Below are 16,120 nucleotides of genomic sequence, written 5' to 3' on the forward strand. Positions count from 1 at the left end.
GGGGAAACCATTGCAATCCAGAACTCGGATATTCAGAACTCGGCGTAGGTTCACCGGAGCAATGCTGACAACCGCATTGCTATCGCTGGCACTCACTACCGGACACGGAATAGCAAACGCAGTCCCCGCGTACCCAGCCCCGGACCCCGACCCGTTCTACGCGCAAACCGAAGCCGCAACCGGTCCCGTCGGAACCCCGATTTCGGTACGCCGAGCTCCCGACCTCCCCACCTTCCCCGGCGCCTCGTTCTGGCAGGTCAGCTTCCGCTCGACCAACTCCGAGAACAATCCGATCGTTGCAGTAACCACAGTGCTCGTGCCCGCCAACCAGCAACCTGACGGCCCACTGCTGTCCTACCAGCACATCGTCAACGCACTCGGATCAGAATGCGCACCATCGCGCACCCTCTACACCTCCGACCCCAACAAGGTCTTCCGAGAAGCCCCGGCATTGAACGTCGCACTACAACGAGGCTGGACCGTCGCACTACCCGACCATCTGGGCCCCAACAGCGCCTACGGCGCAGCACGCCTCGGCGGCCAAATCACCCTCGACGGCATCCGGGCCGCCCAGAAAGTACCCGAACTGCATGTCGCGTCCAGCCCCGTCGCGATCGCCGGATACTCCGGCGGCGGCATGGCAACAGCGTGGGCAGCTGCTCTTGCACCCACCTACGCCCCCGAGATCAACCTCGTCGGCGTAGCCCAAGGCGGCGTACCGATGAACATCGCAAAAATGGCCAACGCACTCGGCCAAGACCCCCATCCCGCATTCGGCCTCGCATTCGCCGCCGCGATGGGACTCGAACGTGAATACCCGAGCGAACTGCCACTGAGCAACGAACTCAATGCCGCCGGCCGCGCCATGGAAGTACAACTGGCTAATGCCTGCACCAACGACATCCTGCTCGCCGGAGCCGGTCGAAGCGCCCGCCAAGTTACCGACTCGATAGCGATGCTGACCAGCCCCCAAGCAGTCAGCGTCATGAACGCCAACAGCGTCGAACTCTACCCCGGCATCCCCACCGCGCCGATATTCGAATGGCACAGTCCCACAGACGCTTTGATTCCCGTCGATTCGGTCCTCAACACCAACGCCCGGTACTGCGCCGCGGGCGCAACCGTCGAATCCCAGCTCTATCCCAGCCCGGATCACCTCACCACCGCAGTCCTCGGCCTACCCGATGCATTCGACTACCTCCAAGATCGATTCGACGGCAAACCAGCACCGAGCAACTGCTGATATGGCTCTCTCACATGGCGCAAGACCCCGACGCGTGGAATTGTGGAGTCATGAACGATGCGGATGACACCGGTGCGGCATTCGAAGGCAGTTACAGCCTCGATCCCGACGATCAACTACAACCCGAAGACACTCTGATCGACCGAGGCGTCGACGACATCCTCGACGAGGGAATCTCACCGCCCGAGCGTCCGTACCTGCTCGGCGATACGGATGTGGGGGAGACCCTTGACCAACGCCTCGCCGAGGAAGAGCCCGATCCAGCGGCCAAACTCGGCGATCCGTTGTACGAGCCCGCCGTTGATGACGATCCCGTCCGGGAAGCGGAATTTCCATCCCAACGCGAGGTCGGTAACCGCCGCGCCGGCCGACTCGTCGCCGAGGACGAAGGCCGCTACGAGGACGAGGAAAGTGAACTCGTCGCCGAGGATGTCGGTGTCGACGGTGCGGCCGCATCCGCAGAAGAAGCTGCCGTTCACATCATCGAGGACTAGGCCTGCTCGACTCGAGGGCTGCGCCGCTCAGGGCGACGTCATCACAATTGTGTGGACGTGATCTCCGCCGAGCCGTTTACTCTCGTACATCGCGGAATCCGCCAGACGGTGAAGTTCGTCAACTCCAGCGTCCATCGCATCAGTATCGGACCACAGACCGTTGTGGATCGCGATTCCGATACTCGTGGTCGAGCGCGGCTCAAGCAACGAACCGTTCATGACACCATGAATCCGGGAAAGAAGATCGCCGACCGCAGGCAACGGCATGATCTGAACGACGACAAATTCATCGCCACCAACTCTGGCAATGGCAGCGTCCGGTCGCGCCCACTCGGTCAGTCGATTTGCTGTGCGGAGGATGACGCGATCGCCGACATCATGACCGTACGTGTCATTGAAATGCTTGAAACTATCGATATCGACAACAACGACCAGCAATGACTGGCCGACCTTGGATTTGGACCGCACCAATTCCGACGTACGACGCGTAAGGCCCCGCCGATTAAGCAGATCGGTCAATGGATCGAGTTCGGAACTGTGTGCGTCGTTGCTGAGAAGTGCCAGCGCAATTTGAGTCAGCAACGGCATCACCGTGATGAGACTGATCGCAAAAATGATTCGCCCGAAAACATCGAAAGCGGTTGTCGGCGCATCCGTGAACACACCGATGCTGGCAACGACGATGACGACAGTTGAGAACGATAGGTGCCAAATCTGAGCTCGCATGTTGTGAAAGAACGCGATGTACGAGCCGACAAGCCCGAACACGAGTGAACCCATCAGTCGCTGTTCAAGATTCGCTTCGGTGAGCACGATGATTGCAATGGCGAGATCGCCGGCAACGACAAACTGATACGAGCGTTCCCGAGTAGTTGCGAGTACCGGCAATGCAACCCCGCCGATGATTGCGAGGACACCGATGATCAGGTCCAACGGAAGACTGATTACCTGCGACGATTGAGTTCCCAGCCGTTTGAGAAGAATCGTCAGGCCCATGGAAATCACCATGAGGCCGATGACATTTCGAGTTATCGCCAAGAGTCCGTTGTCACGAAGAAATCGGGTAAATCGATCAAATTGGTCAGGTACTGCCAGCCATCGTTCGACCACGTCGCGTAGGGGTTTCACTGAGGTCGCAAACCTAATGAACAGGCGGGCCGAAAACAAAGCATGTCGCCGATTCTAGTCGGTATTACGAATTGTTCGATGACGCGCGCCGGTATTCACACCTCAATTTGTCACAGTGACGTATTGAGGCAAGGGGATTGAGTATCCGATCCTGATTCGGGTCACTGCCGTATCGGGATGTGCCGGGTGCCCGTATCGGCTCGTCCATACCTGCCGGTTCGACGAGCCAGGGACACGCGGCGGGATCACCTGGCCCCGAATCCGGCTCGGCAGAAGTTCTGGGGCGGGTGCGGACGTCGCCCGCCGCCGGGCTAGATATCCACGGAAGCCGGCTGGGCGAATCTGTGCGCGTGGGTATATAGGCGGGCCGGTACGGGTGCGCGTACGTCGATGGACAGGAATGGAACTTGGCACCTATATCCACAGGTCGGAAATTTGCCGATAATCTACATTATGTCAAGTAATGGCAATCTGGCGCTTCCCTGAGGTTCAGTGACAGCTCGCGCAGGCCGATTCCGGAATCGTGTCGACATTGATCCGTCGTCTCCACATCTCGACTTGCAGTCGACGCAACAACGCCGGGTGCTGCAGCGGACGATCCAGGATATTGCCGGTGGCGTCCCGGCGAATCTGCACTGACGAATCGCAATCCCAGAGCGCAAGCGCATCGCCGTCGCCGTACGCGGTCCGGTAATGAATCCCGCTGACCGAGTGTCCAGCTGGTTGATCTTCGAATATTGCCCGAGCCCATTCCTGCGTCGATGCCCGAGGTTCTGCGCCTTGCGCCAATGACGGCAAAGCGCAGATCGCCGCCGGCTTCACCGGAGACCTCACTTGTAACTGTTGCGAGATTGTCCGCAACGTATAGGGCCGCATCACTGCCACGGCTCCCCTGGCCTCGATGCGAGTGGAATCCGCTGCCAGAGAACGCCGCCCGTGGACAGGGTTCGTTGCGGCGACCTCAGCGATTCACCATCCTGCAGCAGTGAGACGCTGCGCATGTACGACGACTCCGCCCGGGCCGTGCGCGAGTAGCTCCTGCAGTGGGGTGCGCCCGTCGAACTCGTTGCTCGGTTTGTTCATCCAGGCAGACAAGCTCACCGGCCCACCAGGAAAGGCGGCTTGCAGCGCGTCCAGGCGTGGAACGATTTCGGAGGCACTGTCCGGCACGAATTGCCATGCCGGTAAACGCCATTCGCGTCCCTGCTTGAGTCCGATCAACTTGCCCTCGTCGATTTTGGCTGTGATTGCCTGTTTGCGGATACCCAACTGGTGTGCGGCTTGTTTACACGTCAGGCTAGTGGCAGCGAGAGCCTGCCGAGCGGCGTACTGGTTGGCTAAATTCCCAACGACCGCTTCGAACACTTCAGCTCGAGTGGGCACAGTCCCCCACGATTCTTCGTCCAGGTCGTCGTTCCCACTCAATGTCATCAGACTTCCTCCATGCACGATGGACCATGACCAGGTACCCACACTATGTCGCTGACCCCGAAATGCAGGACCGTACGGTTACCTTTGACTCATGGATACAGTCTCGCTGATGTTGAACTCGCCGCGTGGTCGGGACTTCTGCGCGAACATCGGCTTCGCTTGCAGCAATGACGAGCGGAAGTCTGGCTACAACCGACAACGCACGCCGAGTGATGTTCTTGACGACCTCGCCAACGTCGACGTTCGAGCGATTGCGCAGTTGTCTGAAATCGAGATGCTCGACGAATTGGCGGGTGCAGTGGATGTTGCACGCTACTGGCAGCCGCCTGACGAAGACGATCTGATCTTCGCTGCCCCCGAGGTCATTACGGTCTTGCGACCGATTGCCCAAGCAATCTTGGAGTCACCGCACACCAGTTGGTGGACTGAGTCAGTCGACCTCGTCAACCAGCGAGTGGTGCAGAAATTCGAATCGATTCCTGACTCGCCCGCGGAGCCTCTGCGCATTCGTCATTTCGGCGACGGCCTCGAACGCTGGCACGAACACATGTTGGATTACGAAGCACAGTTCGTCGAGTATGTGAAAGCAGATCCTGATAGGAATATCGGCGGCGAATGGTGGTCGATCCCGGCGGCTGACGGCGTATATGACACGACGCGAGAACGCGACGGCGTCGGCGCGATGGAACTGATGCTTGAAGAGGACAGCCCCGGATGGGGCTATCCACGTGTCTGGCCTGTGCGTGTCCATGGAGCGCCCCGTGTCTACGAGATCACTTGTCCCGCGGACTGGGCTCACCTCGTCGATGCCTATCCCCTCGCTGTACCGGCATCGCGTCGTTTTGTCTGGCACGACACCACTGGTGAGCATCACAACTGGTTCGTTCCGGATTGGACCGCTGTGGTCACCGATTACGATGCGGTGCATCTCACGATGGTCGGCTATCTTACGACTCCCGGAATCGCGATCCCTCTGACCGAACACTCAGGTGCCACGGTGCTTGCCGGCTGGAATCCCGATGTCACGTACTGGCTGTGCAGCGACTTCATCACTATCGGCGACACCATGACGGAATGGCGTCGTTCGCTTGATGGTCCTTGGGTAGAGGCATCGTCAACTCCGTCGCCGCAGAAGCCACCAGCTAGCGTTGGCACCTGGATGCCGTTTCGCTGATGTTGAATTCGCCGCGTGGCCGGCACTTTTGCGCGAACATTGGCTATGCGTGCATCAACGGCGATGGTTCGTATCGTAGTCTTCGACGCGATGTTCTTGATGTCCTCGCGAAAGTTGATGTTCAAGCGGTTGAACAGTTGCCAGAAATCGAGATCCTCAACGCGTTGGCGTATGCCGTCGATTGCGCGCACTACTGGCAGCCGCCGGACGAAGAAGACTTCGTGTTTGCGCGTCCGGAGACCGTCGCAGTCTTACGCCCGATTGCTCAGGCCCTGTTGGCGTCGGCAAGCACTGGTTGGTGGAGCGAGCCAGTCGATCTTGCCAACCAGCGATTGATCCAGAAGTTCAACTCGACCAGTGATTTGGCTGAGTTAGCCCTGCCCATTCAACCGGTGGGCGACGGACTGCAGCGGTGGCGAGAACGTGCACTCGCGCAGGAAGCGAAGTTTGTCGAGTATCTGATCGAGGATCCTGACAGCGATGTCGGCAGTGAATGGTGGTCAATACCTCTCGCTGACGGGATTTATCGCACGACCCGATCACGGGACTGCATCGAAGCGATGGACCTCATGCTTGAAGAGGACGGCTTCGGATGGGGTTATGCACGGATCTGGCCAATGCGGGTACCGGGAACACCCCGGGTGTACGAGATCACCTGTCCGGCAGACTGGGCTCACCTCGTTGATACCTATCCCCTCGCTGTGCCGGCATCGCGTCGTTCAGAGTGGCATTACACCACTGGTGAGTATCACGACTGGTTCATTCCAGATTGGACCGGAGTTGTCGCCGATTACGATGCCGTGCACCTTACGATGATGGGTTATCTCTCGACGCCGGGGATTACGATCCCTCACGCTGAGCACTCCGGTGCGACCGTGCTCGCCGGCTGGGATCCCGACACAACCTATTGGTTGAACAGTGACTTCCTGGCTCTCGGCGACATGAGAATTTGGTGTCAGTCCCCCGACGGTTCGTGGGCGCCGGCCTGATCTGCGCGAGTGGTCTCCACAGCCATACTCATCTTGGTCAGGAACTCACCGATCGTCTTCAACTGCTGCGCCGTAAAGGTTTCCAAGACATCGACGGCGTGCCCGATGAGGGGGCCGAAGAATGACCCTCCCAGTTCCTTCGCGCTGTCGGTAACACCGAGAAGCACCCGTCTGCGATCGTTCTCATCTCGTTCGTCCGATTACGGCACAACCCATGTCAATGTTTGCGGACCGCGGGATGGTGCACCGGTCATTCTGCTCCCAGGTGGTGGAGCGACTTCGGCGGTGTGGTTCGGCAATGTAAGTGCGCTCAGTGCACACAACAGGGTCTACGCGGTGGATCTGATCGGAGACGTCGGCCGCAGTATCGCCCGCGGCAAACCCGTGAAGACTATCGATGACCTTCTTGATTGGCTCGGGACCGTCGTCGGCGGCCTGGGACTCGACTCCCCCAGCCTGATCAGCCACTCGTACGGCGCAATGATCGCCTTGGCCTACGCCATACGTAACCCTGACGCCGTGAATCGACTGGTGCTGATTGACCCAAACTCGTGTTTCACCGGCATGAAGCCGCAGTACCTCCTGCACGCGCTGCCAATCCTCTTGCGTCCGAACGAAAAGCGCGAACGCGCCTTCATCGAATGGGAAACCGATGGCGCGTCACTGGACGAAGACTGGTTCTCGCTGCTCGCTCGCGGTGCAGCTAGCTTCCCGAAGTCGAAAACAATCGTGCCGAAGCGCCCGGGCAAGAAGGCTCTTGCTTCGTTGTCCGTCGCTACCACCGTCATCCTTGCCGGTCGAAGCAAGGTTCATGACAGTCGACGAGTAGAAGGGTCGATACGTGTTTCGATTCCCCATGCTCGTACGGTGATTCTTGATTCAGCGACGCACCACACCCTTCCGATGCAGCCGGCTGCCGAACTCAACGCAGCGCTCAGCTCTGTTGTCGGATCGCAGTAAGTCCTCTCCTGCATGCCGACACGGCAGGTACGCGGTACGCTGATGGCACAACTGGAGGTGGTGACATGCTCGTCGACCGGGACCGCGTACGTGATTCGATTCATGCCTTGTCGGATCAGGACCTTGTGGTGCTACTTGCCGAGGAGTTCTCACGGCGACCCAATCTGCGACCAGTGCGCGACGATGTGACTGCACTTCTAGCTATGGGACCTGCACTGGCATTGCAGCACGAGTCTGCAGTTGCGAATCCTGCCGCCGCCGCAGTTGCCCGAACCCGCATCGTTGCCTCTGCACTCAATTCGATTGTCGAAGAGCACGAAATGCTCGACTCGACTGCAGTCAGTCGCGTCCTGGGCAAATCTGCGACAAGTCGAAATACAGCAAGCCGACTCACTTCGACCGGTACCGTCATCGCCTTACCCGCGTCGGGTCAGAAGCTTTATCCGGCTTTCCAATTCGACTCCACACATCAGAAGGTGCGACCGATCGTCGCTCAGATCAACCGGATCCTAGGCGCTAAGGATGATCCGTGGGGCGTCGCATCGTGGTGGCTGAATCCGACTACGTTTGCCGACGACCCTCGTTCGCCCGCCGAACTCGCGGTCGCGGGAGGACATGAGCAGGACCTGCTGGATATGGTCGACGATCTGACGCAAGGCTGAGTGGATTTGGATTACACCGATCCACCCTCGTCGCTACCTCCTGCATTGATCACCACAATCCCTGTCGGTACGTCGCTCTGGCGTATTCACAGCGCATCACGTGGCGCTGCGGATCTCAACCCCATCGCGAGGCCTCGGGTACGTGTGGGTGGCCGCTTCGACAGTGTCGACGGTTCGTACTCTTATCTCTATCTCGGCGACAGTCCGGCCGCAGCAGTGGCAGAGACGCTGTGCCGCAATCTACCGGTGAACCACTCCCCTCGCCTCATCCCGCGCGCACAGATTGTCGATCGAGTGCTGAGTGAGCTTCGGACTGTTCGACCGGCGCGCGTGGTTGATCTGACGGGTGCTGGTGCAGCGCGAATCAATGCGGGCGTCTGGCTGACCAAATGCGATCCGTCGGGGTACCTCCACACACGACGATGGACTGCGGCAATACTCGCAGCGAATCCTGATGTCGACGGAATTCAGTATCGGCCCCGACACGATGAGAACACGCTGTCGTGGATGCTATCCGACTCCCCCAGCGTTTCTTCTCATCCTGCCGTCGAGGCTGTCGGTGGGCTGATTCCACTCGACTGTGCCGACGGGCACTACCTACTCGGCACGCTCCTGACCACTCATAATGCAGCGCTCGGGCCGATCTGAACACCCCGAGCTTCGGGGTCGATGATTTGTGCAGTCATTAGTGGTGGCAAAGGTGGAGTTGATGCTGAGACTTGAGTTCCGTTGGTCTTTGCAGATGCGTGGTCATGAATTCGGAAAATTCTATGATTCCGTCACCTGCTGATATTGATCACTCGGAATGTCGACCCCATTGGGGTCGACCGCTACTTTTTTGATCGCGGTTCGACTGCGCAAGGAGGCTACTCTCGCACCAGAATTGCCAACCGCGCCGGCTGGCGTGTCCGAGGCCCCTCGCGGGACGGCATCGAAGGCACCCAAGTCCCCCAATGTCAACGAAGTAAACGAAAAGCGCCGCTTCTCCCCTTGCCGCAGTTCCATACCAGCGGCATATTTACCCTTCTTATAGGGACACCCCCGGTGTGTCGTGAGCATGGTTCGTCACACGACTCCCCGATCTCCCTGCGGTAGCGGTTATTTGGCTTGGAGGGCGTGAGGTTGTGAGTGTCTGTTTTGCAATGGTGCGAACTAAGGCCCCCTCCTAATGTTCGGGAAACTTCAGGTTTCCGTAGTTGACTGATGTTTGACACCCCGAATGTGGAAAGGGTTTCTCGGCGTTCGGACAGACTTTCGTTCTACTTCGAACGCGGGATGACCCTACACCGCTGTTCGCTCATCAGTTCGAAGGCATCTTCCAAGGGGTGTCGGGTAGTACGTGCCCGGTTTCGAGGAGTGACTTCAAATTGGACAGAACTGCCGGCCAACCCTGGGAAATATCGTTGTACTCCCCCTCGTCGACGAGGTTTTCGTGCGTCACGCTGAGTCGCACTATCGCGCCGAAGGGCTCGATCGTGAAGGTCACTTGCGACGAAGTGTCGCCGCTACCGTCGGGTACTGCCCAGGTCGGGACCAGTCGGTGTGGTGGTTCGCTCTCGATTACTGTGCCGACGATATCGGCACTACCGGAATCGTCGTGCGCGGTGGCACGCTGGCCGAGGTAGATCGTGCGACGGTCTCGGAATTGCTCGCCGATCTCACGGATTTCGCGCTGTGAACGTGCTCCAACTCAATCGACTCTCACGTACGGCCAACCACCGTGAGGTGTCCTCGATCCCCGCTTCGAGGGTGCGCGACGGCACCCATCCGAGTAGCTGGGCAGCGAGGGTTTTCGACGCGTAGGCGCCGGCAGTGTCTCCCGGTCGCCTCGATGACGTCCTTACGACGACGTCGTGTCCGAGCACCTCCTCGAAGGCTCGGACCAGTTCCCATACCGTGGTCCCCCGTCCACTTCCCAGATTGACGACGGTGGTGCGGGTCGAGTCGGCTGTAATCCGATCGAACCGTTCCAATGCGCGGATATGCGCGTCGGCGAGGTCCCAGACATGGACGTAGTCGCGCAATCCAGAGCCATCTCGCGTCGGCCAGTCCGTTCCCGCTACAGCGAAAGGTGTTCCGGTCGAATGCGCTTCGAAGAGTTTCCCCAGAGCATGAGTTGGATGCGCGGATTGCAATCCGCTGCGCAATTCCGGGTCTGTCCCTACCGGGTTGAAGTAGCGAAGCGACACAGCCGACAGGTTGGTTGCTGCAACGATGTCCGCGAGCATCGATTCGAAGTGTGCCTTGCTGCGTGCGTAGGGACTCTGCGGGGCAATGATCGAGCGTTCGTCGACACACCCTCCGTGGTCGGCGGCATACACCGCGGCCGACGAGCTGAACAGCAATCGTCTGCACCCGTTGCGGAGCAAGCTCGACACCAGCATCAGCGCTTTGGAGACGTTGTTGTCGTAGTACTGCACCGGACTGGTCACGGAGTCGCCGACAACGATCAGCGCTGCGCAGTGAACGGTTGCCTCGATATCGGGGTGCTCGGCAAAAATGGTGTCGAGCAGGGCATCATCGGCGATGTCTCCCCGGTAGAACGGGAAGCGCTGGGCAAATTCGAATCGCCCCGTCACCAGGTTGTCGAGGATCACGACATCGATCCCGGCGTCAGCACACCTCGACGCAATGGTGCTTCCGATGAATCCGGCTCCGCCGGTAATCAGCACTTTCATGCCGCTCCCCCGGCATCACCGAGCGCAGTGCGCGCCCGCCTGGTGAAATGTGACAGGCGGGCGCGTGCCAACGCCAGTCCGTGTAAGTCGCGGCCTTCTCGGATGGAGAGCCTCTCGCGATCCAGGAACAGCGGAACCATCACCACGTCGCGATAGAGCGAATGTAGGCGAGGTCGATCTGCCAACCACAGTGTCCATCGCCACCACATCCGCGCCGACGCCGTGGTACCGAGGTCATCGAGGCCGAACACCGATTCCACGGCCGCCAGATGCACGTTCACTGCCCGGCGCACATCACGCGGCAATGGGAGCCTCGCCAATTGGGGGGCGAGCGCCGGTTTGAAAGCAATGAGGTAGCCGACGTCGAAGACGCTGTTCAGGGCGGGGTCTGCGCGTATCAGTGCGCGATCGGCAAGCCGAGCGTGCGCGATGATGTGCAGTGCCGCATCGCTGATTGCCAACGTGGGTGGCTCAAATGTGGCGGGAATGCCGTGGACTGCACGCTCTCGTGTCAGTGCATGACGAGCGAAGCGCGGGAGAAGATGTGAGTGGATCTCGACAGAGCCGTGACGGTCGTCGCGGAGCAGTGCCGGTTCCTGGTGATCGTCATGATCGATGGAATCACTCGCTACTTCGTCGGGGAGAACCATCCGATAGCCGAAGTCGATGATCGCGTCGTTGGCGGAGACTGCGTGAGCGGGGTCGATGACCAGGAGGTCGATGTCGGTCATCCGCCTCGCCGCGGGATTAGGCCAGACCTTCCATTCGAGAAGCGCCGCGCCTTTGAGTGCGACTGTCGGAAATCCCTTGCCTCGCAGCATCTCCTGCAGCTCAGCTCGCTGGGATTCCAGGTCCGCGATACGGAGCGCATTGCGGTGGTGGACCAAACTCAAGGTCAATTCAGGACTCGACACGGGGGCCGTGGATTCCGCGAGTACCTTCGCGAAACTTGCCGGCAGGATCGACGCGAATCCGGCGTCGACAGCTGCGGCGGCCAGCAGTGGTAGCACCTTGTGCCGGGCGGCGGTGTCGATGATCCGCGGCCATTCCTGCGCCGAACACAACCGGATCAGGTCTGGCCCACCAGCAGGATCGAGCATCGCAATCAGGTACCGCGTGTCACGCATGACGCCACCAATTCGTCGACGGAAGCAACCCCGGTATCGGCATGGTGCCGAGTAAGGCTGTAACAGGCGGTGTTCGAGAGCAATGTGGCGATGTTTCGCAGAGTGAGTCCGTGGTCGTCGGACCACAATGCGGACTGCTCGGCGAGCGAGCGCAAAGCCACCGCGGTGGGCATCGGCTGGATGGATGTCTTGGTCTCCCCCCACCCGTCGAGAATCAACAACACGTCGATGCCGCGCGCCGCCGACGCGGAAGCTGGTGGATTCGGCAGTGTTGTGGGATCGAGCGCCCATACCGGCGGTTCGTACGGCAGAGGAAGTAAGTCAAGCGCACGGATCTCGGGGAGAACGTCGAAAGTTCCGGTCTTGATGTGTATCCGACGCGGAAGCCCCACTGCGTCTTGCCCTCGAATGAAGATCCCTTCGTCTGAGTGAAGCTGGGCGCCCCGTAGAGCCAGTGCCAGAGCCAAGGTGGTCTTACCGGCACCCGAATGCCCGGCAATCGCCACTCGCACCCCGCCGCAATCAACCAGCGCCGCATGCAAGCGCGTCCACTGTTCGGTGTGAGCCGCCGACATGACGTCCCGGTGAACCGTGCGATAGATACTCTCCGCGATATGCAGTCCGTCGAGACCGGTCAGGGTTTCTTCAGCGGCTTCCATCGTGGAATCAATCGTCACGTCCCACCGATCCGGGCAGGATTCGTCCGGCATGATGTGAGCGTTCACCCGGTGCTCGGCAGACCACGGGCTCGCGACCTTGTGTTCGACGACGCCGACCTCCGGCATCAACACCCCAGTGACGACGGCGTCGACCCATAGGTAGTGCGCGCGGATATCCTCAGCGCCCTGCGCGTTCACCAACGTTTCACACCAGTAAACGAGAAGTGGTCAATTGTCCGAGCGTTTCATTGACAATGGACTCTGCTTCGATCACGGGGATCTCCAAGACCTCCATAACCGCATTGACGATGTCGCTGACGGTCCGCCCGTCACACAACTCCCACACCAACGTCGCGACAGGATTGAGATGATGCGCAATCTCGACGGAACTGTCGTACAACACAACTCCGTCGGTGAGGTCGTTACTTTCGACGCTCGATGAGCGTTGTGGTTTCGTATCTACCAGCAACTCGGTCACGGAATCTCCCTGCATATGTCGGTGAACTGTCAATGGCCGAGTGTGAATCGTTGTGAATAGTCGGACTCGACCGCGCCGGCGCGGAGCAAGTCACGGTTGGTGGCGATTCCCGGTGAAAGCGAGCAGCACGTCAACCTACCGGCGACGCTGCCGTCAACCAAGAAGTCGCCGATGGTGCGGTAGCGACCCGCCCATGTCGCAAATCCCTCGAGATCCGAATTCGGGTCGGGAATGGAGTCGAGAATCCGTTCGAACGCACGCGAGTGGACCAGAGCGGCGTGAACTCCACGGTTTCCGGAACCGGTACGTATCAGCGACGAACCGTCGATCAATGTGCCACTGCGAGATTTTGCATCGTGCCCCAACTGCACCACATCCCACGAACTGTGTTCGAGTTCAGTACGCGCCGATTCCAGGATCGAACTGGAGGCGTCGAGCAAGTCGACGTCGTCGGCGGTGACGAGAACCGAACCCCATTCCTTCTCAGCTGCCAAAGCAATCGCACGGCGCCAGGACGCTGCAAATCCGACGTCCGGGCTCGCACGGTCTTCGAACGCCGAAAGTCGCACTACCTCAGCAAGATTCGGAAGTCGATTGAATGTCCGCCACGACGAATTCCACCTGTCGATATCGATATCGAGGTTGACCACGACCACGCCCAGCGTCGCGATTGACTCTGTCGACGTCGACGTTTCATCGGTCGACAGAACAGTTCTCGCCGGCGCCAGAGGCTGATTCAGTTCGATGTCGACGGCGTCTTCAGCGAGTAACCATGCTGGCAGGCCGAGTTTCGAAATGCCAGTACCCGAGATCATCTCGGACAGCTGATCACGCAGACGCCGGTAGGCCATCTCACGCACGATCAACGCATAGCTTGCATGGTCATCGCCCCACGAGTGGATGACGGCGCTGTCTACGCCGCTTGCAAGATCGTCAGCGACATTTCTGAGCTTGTATGCGAGCGCACCGTCAATCACGGTGTCCTCCGTCAGGAACACCACCGACTTCCAACCCAACAGAATCGCTTTGTCGATACCGGAGACGAATGCACTGGCAACCCGCCACGTATCCGGCGTTTCGTCTGCCGGCAGCACGCGGTGGATCGACAACTCGATCGACTCGGCTTCTCCCAGGCACGAACGCCACGGAGCGATTCGACGGTCGTCACTGAGTACCAGGATTCCGCCGAAAGCCAGTTCAGGCTTCTGCAGACTCAACTCAGCCTGCCGACGAATGCCGGGATAGGAGCCTGCCAGATACATCGAGAATTGGCGGTGGATGGATTCGACGTCCCAACCGATCTCTTGCCAGCCCAGCAGGTAGTTGTGAATCCGATCCGGCCAATTGATGCGGTATGGGACGCCCAACGGCCGTTCGAATCGATGCAGCCAACGGAAACTCGGCAGGCAGATTACTTTTCCACCATTGATGCGGAACTTCTCGTGAATGTAGCCCTCTTCACCCCCGAAGCCGGTGAAGTGCGCGTTCAACCCCGGCCACGCGCCGCGACGACACGCAAACGAACCCAACCCTTGCATGTCGATCTCAAAGGGAACCTCGGGGTTTTCCTTGGCCCGTGGGTCTACACCCCAGGCACCGAACATGCCTCGGTTCCACCGAGGTTCCATGTGGGTAGCCGCGATGTGTGAAGAATCCTGCGACAGCATCGGACCTTGAATCAGATCGTCGGTGTCGGGGTCGGCATCGAAATGGGCCAACAACGACGCCAGCGATCCGGGAGCCAAAATCACATGAGAGTCGAGAACGAGTACATATTTTCCAGTTGCCTTGCGGAACATGATATCTCGGACCGCGGTGGACCGAACATCCGTGAACGGAATATAACGAAACCGCGGAATGTACTTCGCGAACGATTCCAGCATCGGTGCCGGCAGTCCCTCGGGGAAATTGTCCAACAATACGAACTCGACTCGATCGAGAACTTCACGATGGTGAGTCAGTATCGAATGGATCGTGAAGTACGCGCCGTCGAAATCGTCATACGTCGCGATTGCAATCGTGAGATCTACTGACTCTCCATGGGGCGGTGTCTCCCGGACCTCCACTGCGTCCGTGCTCTGAAGCTTCTTCAGAGCGCGGTGCAGCGCGATATCGAACTCACTCATCGTGATTTGCCCTCCATTGCAGGCCAGGTACTAGGTCGGCTCCGTCGGCTCCGTCGGTATTGTCGGCTCCGTCGGTATTGTCGGCTCCGTCGGATTAGTCGGCTCCGTCGGTATTGTCGGCTCCGTCGGATTAGTCGGGCGAACCGTCGTCGTTGTGCCGCCCGATCCCGACCCTGAACTACCCGATGAACCAGAGCTTGACCCTGTCGACCCTGATCCTGAGCTACCCGAAGAACCTGAGCTACCCGAAGAACCCGAATCTCCGGGCTGACTTGGCCCTGTACCGCCACCACCGCCATTACCTTGGCCGCCGTTACCGCCTTGGCCTGTCCCGTTTCCCCCATCGTCCGACTGTCCGCCTTGGCTATTCTGGCCCTGGCCGCGATTCGGAATACCAGACAGGTTGGGAGTGTCGCCCGAAGCGAAAGCCGGTGCAGCACCTCCCAAACTGATGGACGTCACAATCGGAACCGAGACTGCCGACGCGGCCAATACCGTCTTGACGAACTTCCGGCGACCGACCGGCACATTCTGAAATGCATCGTTGCTCATAGCGTTACCCCAGGGGTCTCGAGTGCCGAAGCACGGATCGTGACGAATTGGCAGAAACGTAGCATTCTCTGAGCAACTATTCGAGCACACTCGCTGAACTTTGGTCGGTTTTCCGTCCGATTTATGCCAACTTGCACGTTTTACGTGGAGTTTACGAGCTCGAGGTTTTATCTAAGCAAACCCTCAGCTACGCAACAGAACGTGCAGCTACACGCCGATTGGGGAGTTTTCACTCAGCTCGAGACGAGACCTTTTATGACTGTCGTCACCCGTTCTCGAAGTCACATCAAATTCGAATCAGGAGTCCGCGGCGCGCCGTCGTTGACTCTCGCTGTCGATTCCGTCGAGGCATCAGTACGGTGATGTGATCGAACCATCAGTTCGTAACGAAGGAGAGGGTGAGCACATGGATTGGGCAT

At 59.3% G+C, this 16,120-nt stretch carries 17 protein-coding genes; 7 read left to right on the top strand and 10 right to left on the bottom strand.

Annotated features, from left to right (window positions below; genetic code table 11):
• Positions 1 to 61: 61 nt before the first annotated feature.
• Both QM600_RS00655 and QM600_RS00660 read left to right on the top strand, forming a co-directional pair.
• Entirely contained in the window at positions 62 to 1,243 is a 1,182-nt protein-coding gene (locus tag QM600_RS00655) for a lipase family protein (RefSeq protein ID WP_283259556.1), read from the top strand.
• A 50-nt stretch (positions 1,244 to 1,293) separates the two neighbouring features.
• Positions 1,294 to 1,737, top strand: a complete 444-nt coding sequence (locus QM600_RS00660; protein ID WP_283259557.1) for a DUF5709 domain-containing protein — start codon at positions 1,294 to 1,296, stop codon at positions 1,735 to 1,737.
• 27 nt (positions 1,738 to 1,764) lie between these two features.
• On the opposite strand, the gene QM600_RS00665 is transcribed toward QM600_RS00660, so the two are convergent.
• From QM600_RS00665 to QM600_RS00675, 3 genes are all read right to left on the bottom strand, one after another.
• A complete protein-coding gene (locus QM600_RS00665; RefSeq protein WP_283259558.1) occupies positions 1,765 to 2,865 on the bottom strand; it encodes a GGDEF domain-containing protein in 1,101 nt (366 codons plus the stop codon).
• A gap of 489 nt (positions 2,866 to 3,354) precedes the next feature.
• Positions 3,355 to 3,687, bottom strand: coding sequence for a hypothetical protein (locus tag QM600_RS00670; protein WP_283259559.1), 333 nt, complete (start codon positions 3,685 to 3,687; stop codon positions 3,355 to 3,357).
• 147 nt (positions 3,688 to 3,834) lie between these two features.
• Positions 3,835 to 4,296: an antitoxin Xre/MbcA/ParS toxin-binding domain-containing protein gene (locus QM600_RS00675; protein ID WP_283259560.1), complete on the bottom strand. Its 462-nt coding sequence runs from the start codon at positions 4,294 to 4,296 to the stop codon at positions 3,835 to 3,837.
• A gap of 109 nt (positions 4,297 to 4,405) precedes the next feature.
• Here QM600_RS00675 and QM600_RS00680 point away from each other — a divergent pair, with 109 nt between their 5' ends.
• On the top strand, positions 4,406 to 5,470 hold the full coding sequence (locus tag QM600_RS00680) for a hypothetical protein (RefSeq protein WP_283259561.1): 1,065 nt from the start codon (positions 4,406 to 4,408) through the stop codon (positions 5,468 to 5,470).
• Between the two features lie 137 nt (positions 5,471 to 5,607).
• Positions 5,608 to 6,459, top strand: a complete 852-nt coding sequence (locus QM600_RS00685; RefSeq protein WP_283259562.1) for a hypothetical protein — start codon at positions 5,608 to 5,610, stop codon at positions 6,457 to 6,459.
• On the opposite strand, the gene QM600_RS00690 is transcribed toward QM600_RS00685, so the two are convergent.
• Positions 6,426 to 6,626 carry a hypothetical protein gene (locus QM600_RS00690; protein WP_283259671.1) on the bottom strand — a complete coding sequence of 67 codons (201 nt, stop codon included), beginning with the start codon at positions 6,624 to 6,626 and terminating at the stop codon, positions 6,426 to 6,428. The two genes, QM600_RS00685 and QM600_RS00690, sit on opposite strands and share 34 nt — an antisense overlap.
• Positions 6,627 to 6,630: 4 nt before the next feature.
• Between QM600_RS00690 and QM600_RS00695 the strand changes: the two genes are divergently transcribed.
• The 3 genes from QM600_RS00695 (at position 6,631) to QM600_RS00705 (ending at position 8,729) form a co-directional block, all read left to right on the top strand.
• The gene (locus tag QM600_RS00695; protein WP_283259665.1) at positions 6,631 to 7,419 is read left to right on the top strand and encodes an alpha/beta fold hydrolase; all 789 of its coding nucleotides are present in this window, start codon (positions 6,631 to 6,633) and stop codon (positions 7,417 to 7,419) included.
• Positions 7,420 to 7,484: 65 nt separating this feature from the next.
• Positions 7,485 to 8,081, top strand: a complete 597-nt coding sequence (locus QM600_RS00700) for a hypothetical protein (protein WP_283259563.1) — start codon at positions 7,485 to 7,487, stop codon at positions 8,079 to 8,081.
• Positions 8,082 to 8,729 (top strand): RES family NAD+ phosphorylase, encoded by a 648-nt coding sequence (locus tag QM600_RS00705; protein WP_283259564.1) that lies wholly within the window; start codon positions 8,082 to 8,084, stop codon positions 8,727 to 8,729.
• 652 nt (positions 8,730 to 9,381) lie between these two features.
• Here the strand turns inward: QM600_RS00705 and QM600_RS00710 are convergent.
• Genes QM600_RS00710 through QM600_RS00735 form a run of 6 tightly spaced genes read right to left on the bottom strand, consistent with a single transcriptional unit; the run spans position 9,382 to position 15,149 of the window.
• Positions 9,382 to 9,747 (bottom strand): SRPBCC domain-containing protein, encoded by a 366-nt coding sequence (locus QM600_RS00710; RefSeq protein ID WP_502942839.1) that lies wholly within the window; start codon positions 9,745 to 9,747, stop codon positions 9,382 to 9,384.
• Positions 9,740 to 10,759 carry a UDP-glucose 4-epimerase GalE gene (galE, locus tag QM600_RS00715; protein WP_283259565.1) on the bottom strand — a complete coding sequence of 340 codons (1,020 nt, stop codon included), beginning with the start codon at positions 10,757 to 10,759 and terminating at the stop codon, positions 9,740 to 9,742. Before galE ends, QM600_RS00710 begins: the two co-directional genes overlap by 8 nt.
• Positions 10,756 to 11,886 carry a nucleotidyltransferase family protein gene (locus tag QM600_RS00720; protein WP_283259566.1) on the bottom strand — a complete coding sequence of 377 codons (1,131 nt, stop codon included), beginning with the start codon at positions 11,884 to 11,886 and terminating at the stop codon, positions 10,756 to 10,758. The genes galE and QM600_RS00720 overlap by 4 nt, the downstream gene beginning before the upstream one ends.
• Positions 11,865 to 12,743 carry a hypothetical protein gene (locus QM600_RS00725; protein ID WP_283259567.1) on the bottom strand — a complete coding sequence of 293 codons (879 nt, stop codon included), beginning with the start codon at positions 12,741 to 12,743 and terminating at the stop codon, positions 11,865 to 11,867. Before QM600_RS00725 ends, QM600_RS00720 begins: the two co-directional genes overlap by 22 nt.
• Positions 12,744 to 12,750: 7 nt before the next feature.
• A complete protein-coding gene (locus tag QM600_RS00730; protein WP_283259568.1) occupies positions 12,751 to 13,023 on the bottom strand; it encodes a PqqD family protein in 273 nt (90 codons plus the stop codon).
• A gap of 29 nt (positions 13,024 to 13,052) precedes the next feature.
• On the bottom strand, positions 13,053 to 15,149 hold the full coding sequence (locus QM600_RS00735; RefSeq protein ID WP_283259569.1) for a glycosyltransferase: 2,097 nt from the start codon (positions 15,147 to 15,149) through the stop codon (positions 13,053 to 13,055).
• Positions 15,150 to 16,120 lie beyond the last annotated feature (971 nt).

The sequence above is a fragment of the Rhodococcus sp. IEGM 1379 genome (assembly GCF_030056815.1).
Classification (GTDB): domain Bacteria; phylum Actinomycetota; class Actinomycetes; order Mycobacteriales; family Mycobacteriaceae; genus Rhodococcus_F.